Source organism: Prevotella vespertina (assembly GCF_009728485.1).
Taxonomy (GTDB): Bacteria; Bacteroidota; Bacteroidia; order Bacteroidales; family Bacteroidaceae; genus Prevotella; species Prevotella vespertina.
Window position 1 is genome coordinate 26,575 of the sequence record NZ_VVIQ01000005.1, and the last position, 17,266, is coordinate 43,840.

The following is a 17,266-nucleotide window of genomic DNA, read 5'->3' on the forward strand; positions in this document are numbered from 1 at the left end:
CGATGAGTGTGCTTTGTTTAATCGACTCGATTAATGCAATAAGACCTAAAACCCAATAATTAATTAAAGAAGTAATATGGTATTACCTGTTTACACATATGGTCAGCCTGTGTTGCGCAAAGTAGCAGAGGATATTCCTCTTGACTATCCTGATTTGCAGCAGCTGATACAAAATATGTTTGAGACCAATACTGCCAGTGATGGTGTAGGGTTGGCTGCTCCACAGATAGGAAAGTCTATTCGTGTGGTAGTTATTGATTTGGATGTTCTTTCAGATACATTCCCTGAGTATAAAGGTTTTCGTCATGCTTTCATCAACGGACATATCTTAGAGTTCGATGATTCAGAGACTGAAACTTTAGAAGAAGGATGTTTATCATTGCCAGGTATTCATGAGTCTGTGACACGTGCCAAGCGCATCTATGTGAAGTATGTTGATGAGAACCTTGTTGAACATGAAGAATGGATTGAAGGCTACCTTGCCCGCGTTATTCAGCATGAGTTCGATCATCTTGATGGCAAAGTCTTTACTGATCATCTCTCACCCTTCCGAAAGCAGATGATAAATAGTAAGTTGAAAGCCCTTTTGCAAGGAAAGGTGCGTTGTAACTATCGTGTGAAGCCTCCACGTAAGTAGAGTGATATGTTGCGTGGTATCGTAGTATCCTTGCTCTGTCTCTTGACATTGCCAGCAGCAGCCCAGTATAACATCAATAAGATGATGGAAGAGGGGAGGCGAACGCTAGATCAAGGATATTACGTTACTTCCATGCAAATATTCTCTCGTATTGTTGGTTTAAAGCCAAACCTTTATGAAGCATGGTATCTTATGGCTTTATCCAAGTATCATCTAGAAGATTATAAAGGTGCCGATAGCGATTGTCGGCGTGCCTTAGAGCTACAACCTTATATAGCTGATATCTATGAACTTTATGGAATGACTAATATTCGTGAAGAACGTTACGATAGTGCTATTGTTGCTTATACTCATGCGATAGATATTTCGCCTGACAATCGTGATTATTGGTTTAATCGAGCTTATTGTTTGTATAGGGTAGGAGACAAGCAAACAGCGCTTACCCAATTAGATTATATGCTAAAGCGGTGGAAAGACTTTAGTGCAGCTCAACAACTCCGAGCTGATATCAAAGCAGGACGACAGCCAAAGCAATGCCCTTCTAAGCCGATTCAGTTCGATATCAATCATCTTCGACCGTTAAATAAGAGCCCTTGGTTAATGAAACAAGTAACAGATGGTGAGAATAAGCAAAGCAAACTCCCATAACCATTCCTCGTCTGATTGATTATACACCTAATCTTGAAGTCAGCATTGCTTATTAAGTGCGAATTGATAGCACTTGGCGAATCTCTATTACTAATTGGTTTGTTGAAAATCACATTTATATTCCTCATTCTCATAATAAAGTGTTACCTTTGCCGCAACTTTGATTTATAAAACTAATTTGTAGTATGGTTAAAATCACTTTCCCAGATGGTTCCGTTCGTGAGTACGAACAGGGCGTAACTGGTTATCAAATCGCCGAGAGCATTTCGCCGGCTCTCGCCCGTGACGTTGTATCTTGCGGTGTAAATGGCGAAACAGTAGAGCTCAATCGTCCTATCAATGAGGATGCAACGATTGCTCTTTATAAGTTTGATGATGAGGAAGGTAAGCACACCTTCTGGCACACTTCTGCCCACCTTCTTGCAGAAGCATTACAGGAACTTTATCCAGGTATACAGTTTGGTTTCGGTCCTGCTGTTGAAAATGGCTTCTTCTATGATGTAATGCCACCAAAGGGTCAGGCTATCTCTGAGAACGATTTCCCAAAGATTGAAGAGAAGATGCGTGAACTTGCTAAGAAGAACGAGCAAGTTGTGCGTCATGATATATCTAAAGCAGATGCCGTTAAGGAGTTTACTGCTGATGGACAAGAGTATAAGGTAGAGCATATTGAGCAAGATCTCGAGGATGGAACCATCTCAACATATACACAAGGTAGTTTCACTGACCTTTGTCGTGGTCCGCACCTTGTATCAACAGGTGCTATCAAGGCTATCAAGATTACCAGCGTTGCCGGTGCTTTCTGGCGTGGCGATGCGAAGCGTGAGCAGATGACACGTATCTATGGTATCTCTTTCCCAAAGAAAAAGATGCTTGATGAATATCTCGTTATGCTCGAAGAGGCTAAGAAACGTGACCACCGCAAGATTGGAAAAGAGATGGAACTCTTCATGTTCTCTGATCGTGTAGGTAAGGGTTTACCTATTTGGTTACCAAAGGGTACGCAACTTCGTCTACGTTTGCAAGAGTTATTGCGCCGTCTTCTCCGTCCTTACAACTATCAGGAGGTTATCACTCCAGGTATCGGTGGTAAGAACCTTTATGTAACTTCTGGGCACTATGCCCACTATGGCAAGGATGCTTTCCAGCCAATTCATACACCAGAGGAGGATGAAGAGTACATGCTTAAGCCAATGAACTGCCCTCACCACTGTGAGGTTTATGCTTACAAGCCACGTTCTTATAAAGATCTTCCATTGCGTATTGCTGAGTTCGGAACGGTATTCCGCTATGAAAAGAGCGGTGAGTTGCATGGATTGACCCGTGTTCGCACGTTTACGCAGGATGATGCGCATATCTTCGTTCGCCCAGATCAGGTAAAAGCAGAGTTCGAAACCAATATCGATATTATCCTAAAAGTATTCGCAACCTTTGGATTCGACAATTACGAGGCACAGATTTCACTCCGCGACCCTAACGATAAAGAGAAATACATCGGTTCTGATGAGGTATGGGAAGAGAGCGAAGCCGCTATTAAGGCAGCTTGCGAAGAGAAAGGTCTCAAGGCGCGTGTAGAACTTGGAGAGGCGGCTTTCTATGGTCCTAAGCTCGATTTCATGGTAAAGGATGCCATCGGTCGTCGTTGGCAGTTGGGAACTATCCAGGTAGACTATAATCTTCCTAATCGTTTCAAACTCGAATATACAGCGGAAGATAATACAAAGAAGACTCCTGTGATGATTCATCGTGCACCATTTGGCTCACTCGAACGCTTCACAGCTGTGCTCATTGAGCACACAGCAGGGCACTTCCCACTTTGGTTGACACCTGATCAGGTGGCAATTCTTCCAATCTCTGAGAAGTATAATGACTACGCTCGTAAGGTAAAGGCTTATTTTGATGCTCACGATGTCCGTTCAATCATGGACGATCGCAATGAGAAGATTGGTCGCAAGATTCGTGATAACGAGCTAAAGCGTGTACCTTACATGGTCATTGTTGGTGAGAAAGAGGCAGCCGAAGGCTTAGTTTCTATGCGTCAGCAAGGTGGTGGCGAGCAAGCTACCATGACAATGGAAGAATTTGCTAAGCGCATTAACGATGAAGTTGCGGAACAGCTCAAGACATTGGATTAATCAAAAGCAACGATTCAAACCCATTATCAACCGATAATGAGGGGATAAATAAGGAAGGAGGATATACCATTTGAGGTATATCCTCCTTTTTTGTTTAGGTAATAGAAGCAATGTGTTGTTCAGAAAACTATTTACAAAACATTATCTGAATATAGGTTCATTCTAGAAGTCATAATACTAATTTAAGTACGAAATATTGGTCTTTTATAAAACGTACCTCCGTTTTTAGTGAAACGTACCTCCGTTTTTGATGAAACGTACCTCCGTTTTTGGTAAAAAGTACTATCGTTTTTAGTAAAATGTAGCTTCGTTTTTAGCAAAAAGTAATATGATTTTGGGTAAAATCAGCCTACTTTTTACATATTTTGCTATATCATTTCACTTAAAACGATTGGATGTTTTTATAAATATCTAATAATCAGATAATTATAAATGTATTACGATTTTTCTCTCTAATTCCTGTATTTATGACCAAAGTCCAATGCGCTTCAGAAAAACGCAATTATAAATCCTAAATTTAGCAGTATTTTATTACAAAAAAAGGATATGCTTTTCTTGTGACATATCCTTTTATCTTAGAAGTTTATGAGTGTTGTTTTTGCTAAATTCTAATAGCGAATAAGTTTAAATCTTCTTCTTTTTCGTGCAATGCTCCTTCATGTAATTGTTGAGACGATGGGTAAATTCGTAATTTTTTAGTCCCCATTTTGGTGCGATGAGTAGTTCTGGCGGGCTCTGACTAACGAATCGTTCGAGGATAAGGTCGGCTCTTAATCGACTAATGTATTCGGCTATCAGATGAATATATTCGTCCACGCTGTAAAGATGGAACGGATGTTCCTCATACATTTTAGCTAACTTTGTACCACGAATAATCTGCATTTGATGGATTTTCAAGGTTGTAAGAGGGAGAGAAGACATGATGGGTGCCTGTCGGAGACTCTCGTTTTCATCCTCACCGGGTAATCCGAGTATGATATGTGCACCTACACGAATGCCACGACTAGCTGTGCGTTCTATTGCTTGCTTAGCACAATCGAAGTCATGCCCACGATTGATGAGGCGTAAGGTAGCATCGTTACAGGTCTCAACACCATATTCAACGATAAGGAAGGTGCGCTGATTCAACTCTTCAAAGTAATCGAGCAGGTCGTCATTAATACAATCCGGACGAGTTCCGATGACTAATCCGACAACATCCTCCACTGCTAATGCCTCCTCATAAAGAGCCTTCAAATGCGAATTGGTGCCATAAGTATTCGTGTAAGCCTGAAAGTATGCGAGATATTTCATATCAGGATACTTGCGAGCGAAGAATCTTTTGCCATCTTCCAACTGTTCGGTTACGCTCTTTTGCTTATCGCAATACGTAGGATTGAACGTCTGATTATTGCAATAGATACAGCCACCTCGCCCTACACGTCCGTCTCGATTAGGACATGTGAAGCCAGCATTGATAGAAATCTTCTGAACCTTAAAAGGGAATTGTTCGCGAAGCCAGTTCCCAAAGTCACGATAATATTGTTCCATTCTTGTTGCAAATGTACAGAATATTTTATACTTTTGCGATGTTTAAACTTGATTTTATGAAAAGAATAATCCTTATGTGTGCTACTATCTTGACTGCACTCCAATTAATGGCTGGTGAACCTATATCTATACGTGATATCACAGCTGGTGTTTTTGCTGCAAAGCGTATATCAGGTGTTAACTCTTTAAAGGGAACATCGGAGTATGCTCGCATCTCGGAGGATGGTCGACAGGTTGTGAAATACTCCTTTGTGACGGGAAAGCCGACGGGAGTTATCTTTGATTTGGCTAATGCCCAGGGGGAAAATCTCAAATCGTTTGATGATTATCAGGTGTCGGCAGATGGAAATAGATTGTTATTGCAAACCAATACACATCGTATTTATCGTCGTTCTTTCACGGCTGATTTCTATCTTTATGACGTGAAGACAAAGCAGTTGAAGCGTCTGTCAAAGGAAGGTGCCGAGCAGATTCCAACCTTTTCTCCTGATGGAACAAAGATCGCCTTTGTTCATAAGAACAATATCTATATTACGGATGGCGATAAAGAGACGCAGGTAACAACTGATGGCGAGTTTAATAAAGTCATTAACGGTTTGTCAGATTGGGTAAATGAAGAGGAATTTGGATTTAATAATGCGTTGGCGTGGGGTGCTGATAGTAAGACTTTGAGTTGGATTCGATATGATGAAAGCAAGGTAAAGATTTATTCTTTGCAGCTATTCCGTGGCTCTCATCCTCAACTTGATGCTTATAGTGTTTATCCTGGAGAATACAGTTATAAATATCCGAAGGCAGGCGAAGACAATTCAAAAGTGTCAGTTTGGTCATATTCTTTGGAGGGTGCTTCTGTACGTCAAATCAATTTACCTTTAGCGGCTGATGGATATATTCCACGCATAAAGACAACAACCGATCCTAATCGTGTGGTTATCTATACGATGAATCGTCATCAAGATGAATTGAATCTCTATGCGGCGAATCCGCATACGGGACTTTGCTCATTACTGATAAAGGAACATATTTCAAAGTATGTTCAGGAGGCAGCGATGGAAGGTATCTCTATCATGAAAGATTACATCCTTTTTCCTTCTGATCGTGATGGTTTTATGCACTTATACCTTTATAATAAGGACGGAAAACTCTTGCGTCAGATTGATAAGGGCAATTATGATGTGACAACAATCTATGGATATGATGAGAAAACAGGCAATACTTATTTCCAAGCAGCGGCTCGGAAACCCATGCAGCGTGAAGTGTATGTTGTAAATAAGAGTGGAAAGATGACCTGTTTGTCGGCTCATGAAGGTTGGAATGCAGCTTCATTCTCTGGCGATTATAAATACTTTTTGAATACATGGAGCGATAGTAATCATCCATTTGTTTATACCATTTATGATAATCGAGGGAAAGAAGTGCGTGAGGTGCTTAATAATAAGGAGTTAGAAGAGAAGCTTCTGAAGTATAATAATGCGGGCGTTGAGTTCTTTTCGTTTACTACATCCGAGGGAGTTAAGCTCAATGGATGGATGATTAAGCCGTCTGATTTCGATGCAAATAAGAAGTATCCTGTTATCATGCACCAATATAGTGGACCAGGAAGTCAGCAGGTTGTGGATAATTGGAATGTTGGTTCTATGGGGAATGGTGGTATGTTTGATTACTATTTAGCCCAGAAAGGATATATCGTTGTTACAGTAGATGGTAGAGGAACAGGTGCTCGTGGTGCTGATTTTGAGAAGAGTATTTATATGCGGTTAGGCGATTTAGAGTCAAAAGATCAGGTAGAAACAGCGTTATGGTTAGGTAAGCAAAGTTACGTGGATGCCTCTCGCATAGGAATTTGGGGTTGGAGCTTTGGAGGCTTTAATACCTTAATGAGCATGAGTGAGGGTAGAGGTGTCTTTAAAGCAGGTGTGGCGATAGCTCCTCCAACCGATTGGCGCTTCTATGATACTATTTACACGGAGCGTTATATGCGTACACCACAAGAGAATGCAGCGGGCTACGCTATTAATCCTATCAATCGTGTAAATCAGATGCAAGGTAAGTTACTTATCTGTCATGGTATGGCTGACGATAATGTTCATCCACAAAACACCTTTGAGTATTCTGAAGCTCTCGTGCAGGCTGATAAGGATTTCCGTGAGCTCTTCTATACGAATCGCAACCATTCTATATATGGTGGCAATACCCGCAACCACCTCTTGCGCCAAGTTGCCGATTGGTTCATGGAGAATCTTTAGTGTTATGTAGCCTTGTTTCTATTCTAATATTGGGAAAAGGATAGAAGGATAATAAGAGATAAAGAACGTTTATAAAGAATTACCCCCAGAAAACTGATAAAAGTTTTCTGGGGGTAATCTGTTAAGGATAAGATTCTATCCAAAGATACGCTTAAAGAAACCTTTCTTCTTTCCTTCTTCGTTGGTTTCTTGCTCCTTCTTTGGTTCAATATCTTTCTTGTCTTGTGTCATCTCTACTTTAACTTCAGGCATATCTTCACCCTCAATGATTCCAGCTGCAGCCCATTGCGTAGCAAGTGTTGTTACATCTTTTTTAGCTGTTTCTTCATCAATCTCATATTGTTCACAAAGGAGTTGGGTGAGAGTATCAATGGTGAAGTTGTCTAGTTTCTGCACTTCTTGCCATAAGTAAGCCGAACTCTCGTTCATAGAGATGATATTGCTGAAGTCGATATTCTCATCTCCTTCTGCAACTATGATATTTTCTCCGCAGACTTCACGGAGGTTAAAGCCATTCTTTACTTTCATTATTGTTGATTACTTATTATGAGTTAATGTCTTAGCCTTATTTGTTTGATTGGACAGAGAAAGGAACTTTGTCATTGCTTAGATTGGTCCGAACAATGGAATCCACAATCGCCTATAGGCGGCAAGGAGATAACGACGAAAGGGAAGTAAACCTACCCATAGTTTGCTATATAACTTCCATTTCCACCCGTCAGTACGATCCATGGTCTTATGTCCTTTTCTATAAAAACCAATGACTGCACCAACAATGTTTTCTCGCTTACAATGTTCAACACCGAGATTTCCGTCACCACGAAGCGTGATATTCTCTCCGTCTATTCGATCAATGCGATGAAGAACGAAATGTTTTGGACTTATCTCGGCAAGGACTGGATCGCCAACCTTTATACTTGAAGGTTTTACCAATAATGCCTTATCTCTGTCATTCTCAAGGAATGGACGCATAGAGAATCCCCGAAGACGCAAAGTTACATTATGTCCTTCGTTTAAGATCTTAACGACTTCTGGGATTAAATCGGCATTTGCAAATTGAATCTCAGTCGTTGTGAGGATTGGCTCTTTAGTCGACATTCCTTATTTAATTGCTATTGCGCGTTGACAAACCTCCGCTGCGTCTTTGTTTGGCAAACAATGGAGAGTATATATACGACCAGTCTCAACTATTTTAGTGATAGTATCACAAACAGCATTGTAGATGGCTGAATCCCATTTCATGCTAGAGCAAGAAGGAAGAAGAGAAGCGAATGCTTCAATAGGAGAGGGCTTGTCGACAGAGTTTTCTTTAGCTCGGTCTATACGTGTGATTGCACCTAAGCGAGCTTTAATATTACGATAGCAAGGAGTTTTTCCACTCCAAGGACTTCCATAAATCCATGCTTCTCCATCAATAAGTCTCACAATGGGATTATCATCATTCATGAGGTCACTACCTGGAATATGACGCAACCACATGCTGACTTGTGTTGATTTTCCCGTTCCACTCTTTGCTATAAAAGCATATCCATAACCATTATTGCGTACTAAGGAGGCGTGGATAAGCAAGACTTTTCTTTGAGCACCCGCAAATGCGAAGATGAGCATCAGTGCATTATTGAGACCGAATGTACGCATATTGGTGTTGCCATTCAAGGCGCAATAACATTCGCTGAAATCCTTATTACATTTAAGCAAGCAACAATCAGCACCACTAATATCTTTGATGATGTACTGATAACTTCCGTCTTCAACACGATCAACAATGGTATCTCCATTACCTGTGTCAAAGGCACGAATACGTTTGCGTTGCTCTTTGGGTACAGGTCTTATTGAATCATCAACAATAAGACGAAAGAAAGGTTTGTCTGATTCCTCTTTGACTCTAAAAGGTTCAAACGAGCGTAATAAGTGCATTCCGTTGATACTTGTATCACGGAATGTAATCTGTACATCAAGGTCAGCTACTCTAAAGTTGTTTACGTCCATTTTATGATTGTTGGTCGGGTTCAACAGGCGTGTACTTAAACTGACTATCTTTTAAACTCTTGATAGAGTATTTCTTTTTCGATTTCTCGTAACGTTCTTTTAGTTTAAGATACTTCTTTGTAGCATCTTTCTCGTTCTCTGCGAACATTGTTATACAAGTAGGATAAGCCTCCAAACCATTACTTTGTAAATAGTTGCGTAATTGATAAGAATAGTCTTCACGGTTAGCCAAGAACTTTGTTCTATTGTTTACCAAGTATGCATTTACTGTTTGAATATCCGTTAGATAGACAGTTGAATCGTTAAAAGAAGCAGCAAAACCAAACATGTAAATCTTTGCTGGTCTATATCCTTTTGCATTACCGTTAATTACACATCCCACAAGAAGAGCTGTGACGATTAATAGTTGGCGAAGTCTCATTTTCTTATTTCTATATTAATATTATTGCCCAAGATAAGCCTTGAGTATTTTACTATTTGTTTGTTGACGTAATCGTCTTATTGCTTTCTCTTTTATTTGTCTTACGCGTTCACGTGTCAGTCCATATTTACTTCCAATCTCTTCCAAGGTCATCTCCCGTTGGTTGATACCGAAGTAAGCCTCAATGACTTTCTTTTCTCTATCTTCGAGGATATCCAACACTCTACCAATCTCTGCTCGTAAGCTTTCTTCCACTAAAGATTTGTCAGTAGATGGAATTGCATCATTCGGAATAACATCCAATAAACTACTTTCATCGTCATCATGAAAAGGAGCATCAACAGAGATATGATGCGTGTTTACTTTAAAAGCCTCAATTATCTTTTCTTCAGGAATATCTGTATCCTGTGCTATCTCATCTATGCTTGGTCTTCGTTCGTTTTCTTGCTCAAACTTGTTTAGCACTTTGTTTATCTTGTTGACCGAGCTAACTTGGTTGAGGGGTAATCGAATGATTCTACTTTGTTCTGCAATAGCTTGCAAGATACTCTGTCGAATCCACCACACTGCATAAGAGATAAACTTAAAACCGCGCGTCTCATCAAATTTCTCAGCGGCCTTTATCAAACCGAAGTTACCTTCATTGATAAGGTCGGCGAGCGATAATCCTTGATTTTGATATTGCTTTGCCACAGAGACAACGAAGCGTAGGTTGGCTTTAGTTAGCCGCTCAAGAGCCTTACGGTCACCTTTTCGTATTCGCTGAGCAAGTTCAACTTCCTCCTCAATACTAATCATTTCTTCATGACCGATTTCTTGAAGATACTTATCAAGAGAAGCACTCTCTCGATTCGTAATCGATTTTGTGATTTTCAATTGTCTCATGTTGTTTGGCATTAACTAAAGTGATGGCAAATTTACGTAAATTCAATGAGCTGAACAAATAAAACATAGAAAATATTACCTTATTATAGATAGAAATCCTCCTTTCTCATGGTTATCTTCAGGAGAAAGGAGGATTATCTTTTATTGTCTCAAAAGACTATCGCTAAAAGCTTAGTCACCCAATGGTACTGCGAAGTATGCTTTCTTACCAGTTGGATAAATACCCTGTATGTAGAGTACAGGATCTTTGCTGGTTGAAGCCTTCTTTACGAGACCTTGTAAATCGTCAATGCTCTTAACCATATTATCATTGACATTCTGGATGATGAAGCCACGATTGATACCAGCAGACTTCAACGCACCGTTATTAACCTTCAGTACTTCAAGTCCATAGTTGATATTTAATTGCTTCTTCATTGCCTCTGTTACTGGGCGGAACTGACCACCAAGAACATCTATATCAGCTTGCTCGATAATCTTTGTAGTACCCTGTGCATTCTTCAATGTAATTGTCTTTGTAATTTCTTTCTTATTACGTAGATAGGTTATTGTAACCTTATTGCCAGGACGTTTACCATTGAGTGCCTGTTGAAGTTCAGACATACGGGTTATCTTTTGGTTATCAAACTTTGTGATAACATCACCCTTCATCAAGCCTAGAGCTGCACCATTACCATCTTCTGATACTACTTCGGCAACATATACACCTTCATTCGTTCCAAGATCTACATTCTTACCATCTTCCTTCTGTGCGTTGATATAGTTGAGAACGTCACCGCCTTGAATTCCTAAGGTTACACGCTGAACACTACCATACTTCTTAATATCATCAACCACCTTATTCATTATAGTTGTTGGGATGGCGAAACCATAACCACTATAAGAGCCAGTCTGTGAGTAAAGCATTGCGTTGATTCCAACCAGTTCTCCTTGCGTATTTACTAGCGCACCACCAGAGTTACCAGGGTTGATAGCAGCATCAGTTTGAATGAAGCTCTCGATACCATTTTGAGAAGCTCCTAAGCCACGAGATTTTGCACTAACGATACCAGCTGTAACAGTAGAACTTAAGTTATAAGGGTTACCAACAGCGATTACCCATTCTCCAACTTTTAGTTTATCAGAGTCACCAATCGGTAGAGTAGGGAGATTCTTTGCATTTACCTTTAATAAGGCAAGGTCTGTCTGTTTGTCAGTACCAACGATGCGTGCAGAGAACTCTCTATTGTCATTTAAGGTAACTGTCAATTCGTCAGCACCTTCAACCACGTGGTTGTTCGTTACGATATATCCATCTGATGAAATAATAACACCGCTACCAGTTGCCTCTTTCTTTGGTGTTTGGATCTTCTGTTTGCGTGATCCTCCGTTACCTTGATTAGGGTTGCCGAAGAAACCGAATGGATCGAAGAAGTCTCCAAATGGGTCATCTTGAACGTCTACTGTCTGTGTCTTAGAGTTTTGTACATACTTAATATGCACTACAGCAGGCAGTGCTTTCTCTGCTGCATAAGTGAGGTCTACTGGCTGACCTGGAGCTACAACCGGTGCTTCAGCTGCATATACTTTGATGAAAGCACCAGTGGAAAAGGCAAGAGCAGTAACACATGCTGCACCAGCCAAATACTTTGATAAATTCTTCATATACTTATTCTTTTATTTATTAGTAACTTTGTTATCTGTCAAATTGGCATTGTATGGAATGTCCATCAGACTTCTTTTGTGGGTGCAAATATAGGTGCAAATTGTGTAAATCGGTTATTTTGTCAGTTATCTTTATCCGATTTTAACATTTTAATTTCGCTACTTAACGGCTCTTAATTAGAAGAATTGATAAATTTACATTCGTTCAGTTTCAACGCTTTTTTTCTGTTATCTCTTCTTCAATTCGTTATTAATTCTTTCAAATTAGTTAATAATAACTATAGGTAATAACTCTTTGTAAGTATCATCAAAGGGATTGCTCTCTTTCTTCTATATGATTTTCTAAGGAGAAAAAGGAGAAATGTTTAAACTAAGGTTATAACATTCTGATAATCAACAGACAATTTAAAGTATATTACAAGATGCTTTGTAAGGTTATAAAAGGTGCTTTCTTTCATGTGAAAAGAGTATCTTTAAAGGTAAAGAATATGCTCTTTTCTTATGCTATTGAATAGTGATATGCAATGTAGTTACAGTTTGTGAGCCCTTCTACTTATATGAAAAAAATCAAAATATTTTGCCCGTTCCATGTTTTAATAGTATCTTTGTAACCCTGATAAGGCAGTGTTCCGGCTCTGTCGCTGGTATCCTTTAAAGGTACGAGAGGAAAGTCCGGGCAGCATAGGGCATCCTGCTTCCGAAAGTAGAAGCTATTGGTGACAGTAGATGAAGGTAGAAGAGAATGACCGCCACTTCTAATAGTGGTAAGGGTGAGAAGGTAGTGTAAGAGACTACCAGCAGGCGGGTGATCGTCTGGCTGTACCGTTCAGGAGCTGCAAGTTCATGTAAACCGTTGTTTGAGGGCTGCCCGCCCAAGCGTTAGCACAACGGAGGGTAGAATGCTTGAGTTACAAGGTGACTTGTAAACTAGATAAATGACAGGCATCTTCCTATTTATCGAAAGATGAGGAAGAGACGGAACCCGGCTTATAGGAACACTGCTTTATCTTTTTTATCAATTATGCTCCTTTAATCTTCCTTTATAGAAGATTAGCGTGGGTGAGAGTGTGACATTAGCTAAAAAACAAGTTTAATCATGAAAGATTTAGAAGAACAATATGTAACTGTAGTGGATGACTTCCAGCACGTTGTAGAGAATAAGATAAGAAATCACAAGGATGAAGCAGGTTTCCCTCAACGGCCAGTAGAGGTTAGCGAAGAGGTTCTTTCAGATTATTTGTTTGATTATCAAGCAGCTTTAGATAGCGAGGGAACCGAACGTTCACGTTATACTGTAGCTGGCATCTTATTATGTTTGCCAATCCTCGTAATGTCTGGTTTCCCTGACGACTCACTACCTTTCAAAGGCGTGTGGAATGTTTTGGCGGCAATAGCTGTCGGTTTGGTGCTCTTCTTAATCTATAGAGTAATCATGAAGGCAGTTGTTCGTAGTCGTGTTCGTCGTGCTAATCAAGATTATCCAGAAGCTAAAGCATACGTTGACAAAGTGATAGCCTTTAAGTAATAATTTTAATGTAATTGTAATATGGAAATACCTGATTTACAGAAATACAAGGACAAGTTCTCACAGCAGAACTTCATTGAGAAGATACAACGCATCGCCAAGCGAGCAGGAGCTAAGTTGGTTTATATAGCTTTGATTCTTTATTATCTCATGCAGAGTGACAAGGTCTCATTGAAAGACAAAGCCATCATCATTGGGGCTTTGGGTTATCTGATCTCTCCTATAGATGTTGTTCCCGATGCAATACCAATAGCTGGTTTGGCTGACGACCTCGCCGTTCTTCTCTATGCTTTAGGGAAGGTTTGGAGTCAAGTTGATGATAACTTAAAGGATAAAGCAAAGGAGAAACTCTCTAAATGGTTTGATGAGGATGAGCTAAACTTCTCTGAAGATCCATTTGCAGAGGATGATACGAACGTTCCTGTTTAAGAGATAGAAGGAGGAGGATATGTGGCAATATATTGTTTTAGCAATAGTCCTTCTTGCGGCTCTAGCCTATGTGGGTTATAGAGTTTGGCAAACATTTCAAACTGCCAAAGACCCTTGTCATGGTTGCGCTGGATGTGCTATCCACGACCAACTCAAAGCTAAGCGGAAGTTGAAAGGGCGCAAGAAGCCTGTATGCTTTAAGTAATTAGAAACGGAGGACTTCGCAAGTTAACCATTAACTGAAGTCCTCTTTTTAATACCCTTTAAGTAGTATTGAGCAACGCAACGTAAAGATGATTTTCTTATGCGGCATTGAAAAAAATCTTGAAAAGTTTGGTTAAACCGAATAAAGTACTTATCTTTGCACACGCAAAGCAAGATACTCCTTTGCTGACAACAATGGTGCTTGGGCCGGGAGGTTAGGCAATGGTCTGCAAAACCATGTAGAGCGGTTCGATTCCGCTAGGCACCTCAAGAAAGACTCTCAATGATGAGAGTCTTTTTTTTGTGCCGATTGATGATAGGGTGCAACGTATATCCGAATGTGAATTAATCATTCATCTTCATCTCAAGACAAGATGACTTCTTCGTTAAGTGCAACTTCTTAACGAGTATAATATTCTTTACTTGCACTTTGTTTCTTCTTATGATGGGTACTGTCCAAGTTCCGCGATAAGTCTCTCCGCCTGCTAGTGCCTCGTAAATGCTATAAGGCGGATTGTCAAACATTAAGGTTATTGTGTCTTTCTTTAGTTCCCACACTCCCTTACCACTTGAATACATGAGGTCGAAATGTTCTGAGTAACTGAAACTGCTGTCCTTACATAGTGTCAGACGGCAACTCCCACTCATCCCCTTTCCCACCTTATATATATAGTGGTATTCTCCTGCCATGTTCCTGACAGTCAACTTTGAATTGCAAGAACAGAAGGATATTAACGCAATGCAAGAACCAATGAAAGTTTTAATCAGCATAGGCATTGTATTTTAAAAAGCTAATTGAAGATTACTTTGCGCTCTACGTTCTTAACCTATCCCAATGAGTTCAATCTCAAAGATTAGTGTAGAGAAGGCAGGAATATCCCCGTCTCTTTTCGTACCATATCCGTCTTGATAAGGGATATAAACACGCCAATGATCCCCCTTGTGCATGGCGCATAGAACTATTTGAAAGCCTGTAATCAATTCGTTAACACGGAATGCCTCTGGCACTCCCCTTTGCCAACTATCATCGAAAACCTTACCAGAGATGAGACTCCCACGATAATTACAAGTCACGATAGAACGTGACTGCACCTTTCCTTCGCCCGTTCCTTCTTTTATTATCTCGTAAAGAATACCATGAGGAAGAACCTTTATTCCCTCCCGCTGACTAACTTCTTTCAGATATTCCTCATTCTTTTGCTTGTATTCCTGTTTCTTTCCCATGATGGTTTAATAATACATTAATGTACGCAAAATTACCTAATATCTTTTGAATTCACAATTAATTCAATTACTTTTGTCGACTCATTCTGCGTGTATATAGCAATGTAAGTTAGTATGTCATGTTGTCCCTTCTAGTAGGAAGAGTAACGATATAATATAGAAAAGAAATCTTATGAACTTTGATAGAGTAGAGAATGAAACTCGTCGGATGGAGCTTATCCGCGTGTTAGAACATTCCATAGAACAGTTATCCTTGGCTGAGTTGGAGGCTTTATATTACGACCTTGTAGCGAAAGACTATATTCGGGAGTGAAACAATGATGCGATTGGACAATAAGAATAAGGAGATACTCCGCTTAGCCTTACCTTCCATTGTGAGTAATATCACGGTGCCGCTGTTAGGATTAGTTGACCTTATGGTGGTGGGGCATATTGGCAATGAAGCCTATATCAGTGCGATTGCCGTTGGAACAATGATTTTCAATGTGATGTACTGGTTACTTGGATTCCTAAGAATGGGAACCAGTGGGATGACTTCTCAAGCCTTTGGACGTGCGGACAAGGCGGAATGTATTGGCATATTGGTGCGTAGTTTAACCATTGGACTTGCTTTCGGTTTATCGTTCATCCTTGCTCAAAGAGGATTGGAATGGGGCTTATTACGTCTGATGAATACGCCTGAAGCCTCGTGGGATTATGTTGCAACTTACTTCCGCATTGTTATCTGGGGCGCACCAGCAATGTTGGGCTTATACGGGTTGACAGGTTGGTTCATTGGGATGCAGGACACACGTACACCTATGGTCGTAGCCATCTTACAGAATATAGTGAATATTCTTACTTCTTTATCCTTGGTGTTTGCCTTGGGGTGGGGGATAACAGGTGTCGCTACAGGAACGTTGCTCGCTCAATGGATTGGTTTCCTGGTGGCATTATTAAGTGCATGGAAGCGTGTAAGTAAGATTAATAAGGCGAGAAAAGTAACGAGCTTAGGGCAGTCTACTTGGGCTAGCTTGACTCACATTCTTTCCGTGAAAGGAGCCTGGATTGACTTCTTTCTTGTCAATAAAGATATCTTTCTTCGCACCTTATGTTTGATAGCCGTTAACTTCTATTTTACTTCGGCGGGAGGAAAACAAGGTACAATGCTGTTGGCTGTAAACACGCTGTTGATGACCTTGTTCACTATCTTCTCTTACGTCATGGATGGTTTTGCTTATGCAGGGGAAGCCTTGAGTGGCAAGTATTATGGTGCTGGAGATAAGCAAGGACTGCGAATTACGATACGACGCTTGTTTGCGTTTGGTGGCTTAATGACCCTACTGTTCACGGGTTTATATGTGATAGGTGGAACAGGATTCTTACATCTTCTTACGGATGATGCCGCTGTCGTTGAGGCGGCACGACCTTACTTGCCTTGGGCTTGCTTGATACCAGTTGTAGGTGTGACAGCTTTCATCCTTGATGGAGTATTCATCGGACTTACTGACACGAAGGGTATGCTCTTTTCAACGGTCATTGCCATGCTATCGTTCTTCGCTGTTTACTTAGGGTTTAGGGGGAATCTTGCGAATGAGGCATTGTGGCTTGCCTTCCTTACTTTCCTACTGATGAGAGGATTAGCCTCGATGGTTTGGATGCGTTTTTTCACTAGGATTGATGTCTAAGGATAAGTGAGATAGATGGTTAAGTTAGGTGTCAACCATACTTTATGTTAGTGTTCAATCGTACTTCAATAAGACTTACCTA

General features: G+C 40.3%; 18 protein-coding genes, 1 tRNA gene and 1 other RNA gene. 11 read left to right on the forward strand and 9 right to left on the reverse strand.

Going from position 1 to position 17,266, the window contains the following annotated elements:
• The first annotated feature begins 76 nt into the window (after positions 1-76).
• The 3 genes from def (at position 77) to thrS (ending at position 3,420) form a co-directional block, all read left to right on the forward strand.
• Positions 77-637, forward strand: a complete 561-nt coding sequence (gene def / locus F0475_RS05890; protein ID WP_004382705.1) for a peptide deformylase — start codon at positions 77-79, stop codon at positions 635-637.
• 6 nt (positions 638-643) lie between these two features.
• The gene (locus F0475_RS05895; RefSeq protein WP_155715894.1) at positions 644-1,285 is read left to right on the forward strand and encodes a tetratricopeptide repeat protein; all 642 of its coding nucleotides are present in this window, start codon (positions 644-646) and stop codon (positions 1,283-1,285) included.
• A 185-nt stretch (positions 1,286-1,470) separates the two neighbouring features.
• Positions 1,471-3,420, forward strand: a complete 1,950-nt coding sequence (thrS, locus tag F0475_RS05900; RefSeq protein ID WP_009434624.1) for a threonine--tRNA ligase — start codon at positions 1,471-1,473, stop codon at positions 3,418-3,420.
• A 624-nt stretch (positions 3,421-4,044) separates the two neighbouring features.
• Here thrS and F0475_RS05905 read toward each other — a convergent pair.
• Positions 4,045-4,950, reverse strand: a complete 906-nt coding sequence (locus tag F0475_RS05905; RefSeq protein WP_155715895.1) for a TIGR01212 family radical SAM protein — start codon at positions 4,948-4,950, stop codon at positions 4,045-4,047.
• A 56-nt stretch (positions 4,951-5,006) separates the two neighbouring features.
• On the opposite strand from F0475_RS05905, the gene F0475_RS05910 reads away from it, so the two are divergent.
• Positions 5,007-7,196 (forward strand): S9 family peptidase, encoded by a 2,190-nt coding sequence (locus F0475_RS05910; RefSeq protein ID WP_234422967.1) that lies wholly within the window; start codon positions 5,007-5,009, stop codon positions 7,194-7,196.
• A gap of 135 nt (positions 7,197-7,331) precedes the next feature.
• Here the strand turns inward: F0475_RS05910 and F0475_RS05915 are convergent, their stop codons facing one another.
• The 6 genes from F0475_RS05915 to F0475_RS05940 form a co-directional block, all read right to left on the reverse strand.
• On the reverse strand, positions 7,332-7,724 hold the full coding sequence (locus tag F0475_RS05915; protein WP_155715896.1) for a PqqD family protein: 393 nt from the start codon (positions 7,722-7,724) through the stop codon (positions 7,332-7,334).
• A gap of 78 nt (positions 7,725-7,802) precedes the next feature.
• Positions 7,803-8,294, reverse strand: coding sequence for a S24/S26 family peptidase (locus F0475_RS05920; RefSeq protein WP_155715897.1), 492 nt, complete (start codon positions 8,292-8,294; stop codon positions 7,803-7,805).
• Between the two features lie 3 nt (positions 8,295-8,297).
• Positions 8,298-9,185, reverse strand: a complete 888-nt coding sequence (locus F0475_RS05925) for a hypothetical protein (RefSeq protein WP_155715898.1) — start codon at positions 9,183-9,185, stop codon at positions 8,298-8,300.
• 1 nt (position 9,186) lies between these two features.
• Entirely contained in the window at positions 9,187-9,606 is a 420-nt protein-coding gene (locus tag F0475_RS05930) for a hypothetical protein (protein WP_155715899.1), read from the reverse strand.
• A gap of 21 nt (positions 9,607-9,627) precedes the next feature.
• On the reverse strand, positions 9,628-10,491 hold the full coding sequence (locus tag F0475_RS05935) for a sigma-70 family RNA polymerase sigma factor (RefSeq protein ID WP_009434031.1): 864 nt from the start codon (positions 10,489-10,491) through the stop codon (positions 9,628-9,630).
• Positions 10,492-10,662: 171 nt separating this feature from the next.
• Positions 10,663-12,135: a S1C family serine protease gene (locus F0475_RS05940; protein WP_155715900.1), complete on the reverse strand. Its 1,473-nt coding sequence runs from the start codon at positions 12,133-12,135 to the stop codon at positions 10,663-10,665.
• Between the two features lie 621 nt (positions 12,136-12,756).
• On the opposite strand from F0475_RS05940, the gene rnpB reads away from it, so the two are divergent.
• The 5 genes from rnpB (at position 12,757) to F0475_RS05965 (ending at position 14,561) form a co-directional block, all read left to right on the forward strand.
• Positions 12,757-13,141: RNase P RNA component class A (gene rnpB / locus F0475_RS05945), an RNA gene on the forward strand.
• 90 nt (positions 13,142-13,231) lie between these two features.
• Positions 13,232-13,660, forward strand: a complete 429-nt coding sequence (locus F0475_RS05950) for a hypothetical protein (RefSeq protein ID WP_009434198.1) — start codon at positions 13,232-13,234, stop codon at positions 13,658-13,660.
• Positions 13,661-13,681: 21 nt separating this feature from the next.
• Positions 13,682-14,089 (forward strand): YkvA family protein, encoded by a 408-nt coding sequence (locus F0475_RS05955; protein ID WP_155715901.1) that lies wholly within the window; start codon positions 13,682-13,684, stop codon positions 14,087-14,089.
• A 19-nt stretch (positions 14,090-14,108) separates the two neighbouring features.
• Positions 14,109-14,294 carry a FeoB-associated Cys-rich membrane protein gene (locus tag F0475_RS05960; RefSeq protein WP_155715902.1) on the forward strand — a complete coding sequence of 62 codons (186 nt, stop codon included), beginning with the start codon at positions 14,109-14,111 and terminating at the stop codon, positions 14,292-14,294.
• A 196-nt stretch (positions 14,295-14,490) separates the two neighbouring features.
• Positions 14,491-14,561: transfer RNA gene (locus tag F0475_RS05965), tRNA-Cys, on the forward strand.
• A 77-nt stretch (positions 14,562-14,638) separates the two neighbouring features.
• On the opposite strand, the gene F0475_RS05970 is transcribed toward F0475_RS05965, so the two are convergent.
• Together F0475_RS05970 and F0475_RS05975 are read right to left on the reverse strand one after the other, a co-directional pair.
• Complete coding sequence (locus F0475_RS05970; protein ID WP_234422968.1) at positions 14,639-15,064, reverse strand: hypothetical protein; 426 nt, start codon at positions 15,062-15,064, stop codon at positions 14,639-14,641.
• A 51-nt stretch (positions 15,065-15,115) separates the two neighbouring features.
• The gene (locus F0475_RS05975) at positions 15,116-15,517 is read right to left on the reverse strand and encodes an FKBP-type peptidyl-prolyl cis-trans isomerase (protein WP_009434107.1); all 402 of its coding nucleotides are present in this window, start codon (positions 15,515-15,517) and stop codon (positions 15,116-15,118) included.
• 172 nt (positions 15,518-15,689) lie between these two features.
• On the opposite strand from F0475_RS05975, the gene F0475_RS11725 reads away from it, so the two are divergent.
• Positions 15,690-15,830 (forward strand): hypothetical protein, encoded by a 141-nt coding sequence (locus tag F0475_RS11725; protein WP_199879792.1) that lies wholly within the window; start codon positions 15,690-15,692, stop codon positions 15,828-15,830.
• Between the two features lie 4 nt (positions 15,831-15,834).
• On the forward strand, positions 15,835-17,184 hold the full coding sequence (locus F0475_RS05980; RefSeq protein ID WP_155715903.1) for an MATE family efflux transporter: 1,350 nt from the start codon (positions 15,835-15,837) through the stop codon (positions 17,182-17,184).
• Positions 17,185-17,266: the final 82 nt, after the last annotated feature.

Bases quoted from the DNA above. Each gene is read 5' to 3' on its own strand.
- F0475_RS05935 (WP_009434031.1), bottom strand. From the start codon at position 10,491: ATGAGACAATTGAAAATCACAAAATCGATTACGAATCGAGAGAGTGCT.
- F0475_RS05895 (WP_155715894.1), top strand. From the start codon at position 644: ATGTTGCGTGGTATCGTAGTATCCTTGCTCTGTCTCTTGACATTGCCA.
- F0475_RS05920 (WP_155715897.1), bottom strand. From the start codon at position 8,294: ATGTCGACTAAAGAGCCAATCCTCACAACGACTGAGATTCAATTTGCA.
- F0475_RS05925 (WP_155715898.1), bottom strand. From the start codon at position 9,185: ATGGACGTAAACAACTTTAGAGTAGCTGACCTTGATGTACAGATTACA.
- F0475_RS05980 (WP_155715903.1), top strand. From the start codon at position 15,835: ATGATGCGATTGGACAATAAGAATAAGGAGATACTCCGCTTAGCCTTA.
- F0475_RS05955 (WP_155715901.1), top strand. From the start codon at position 13,682: ATGGAAATACCTGATTTACAGAAATACAAGGACAAGTTCTCACAGCAG.
- F0475_RS05915 (WP_155715896.1), bottom strand. From the start codon at position 7,724: ATGAAAGTAAAGAATGGCTTTAACCTCCGTGAAGTCTGCGGAGAAAAT.
- F0475_RS05910 (WP_234422967.1), top strand. From the start codon at position 5,007: ATGAAAAGAATAATCCTTATGTGTGCTACTATCTTGACTGCACTCCAA.
- F0475_RS05970 (WP_234422968.1), bottom strand. From the start codon at position 15,064: ATGCTGATTAAAACTTTCATTGGTTCTTGCATTGCGTTAATATCCTTC.
- F0475_RS11725 (WP_199879792.1), top strand. From the start codon at position 15,690: ATGAACTTTGATAGAGTAGAGAATGAAACTCGTCGGATGGAGCTTATC.
- F0475_RS05940 (WP_155715900.1), bottom strand. From the start codon at position 12,135: ATGAAGAATTTATCAAAGTATTTGGCTGGTGCAGCATGTGTTACTGCT.
- def (WP_004382705.1), top strand. From the start codon at position 77: ATGGTATTACCTGTTTACACATATGGTCAGCCTGTGTTGCGCAAAGTA.
- thrS (WP_009434624.1), top strand. From the start codon at position 1,471: ATGGTTAAAATCACTTTCCCAGATGGTTCCGTTCGTGAGTACGAACAG.
- F0475_RS05960 (WP_155715902.1), top strand. From the start codon at position 14,109: ATGTGGCAATATATTGTTTTAGCAATAGTCCTTCTTGCGGCTCTAGCC.
- F0475_RS05950 (WP_009434198.1), top strand. From the start codon at position 13,232: ATGAAAGATTTAGAAGAACAATATGTAACTGTAGTGGATGACTTCCAG.
- F0475_RS05905 (WP_155715895.1), bottom strand. From the start codon at position 4,950: ATGGAACAATATTATCGTGACTTTGGGAACTGGCTTCGCGAACAATTC.
- F0475_RS05930 (WP_155715899.1), bottom strand. From the start codon at position 9,606: ATGAGACTTCGCCAACTATTAATCGTCACAGCTCTTCTTGTGGGATGT.
- F0475_RS05975 (WP_009434107.1), bottom strand. From the start codon at position 15,517: ATGGGAAAGAAACAGGAATACAAGCAAAAGAATGAGGAATATCTGAAA.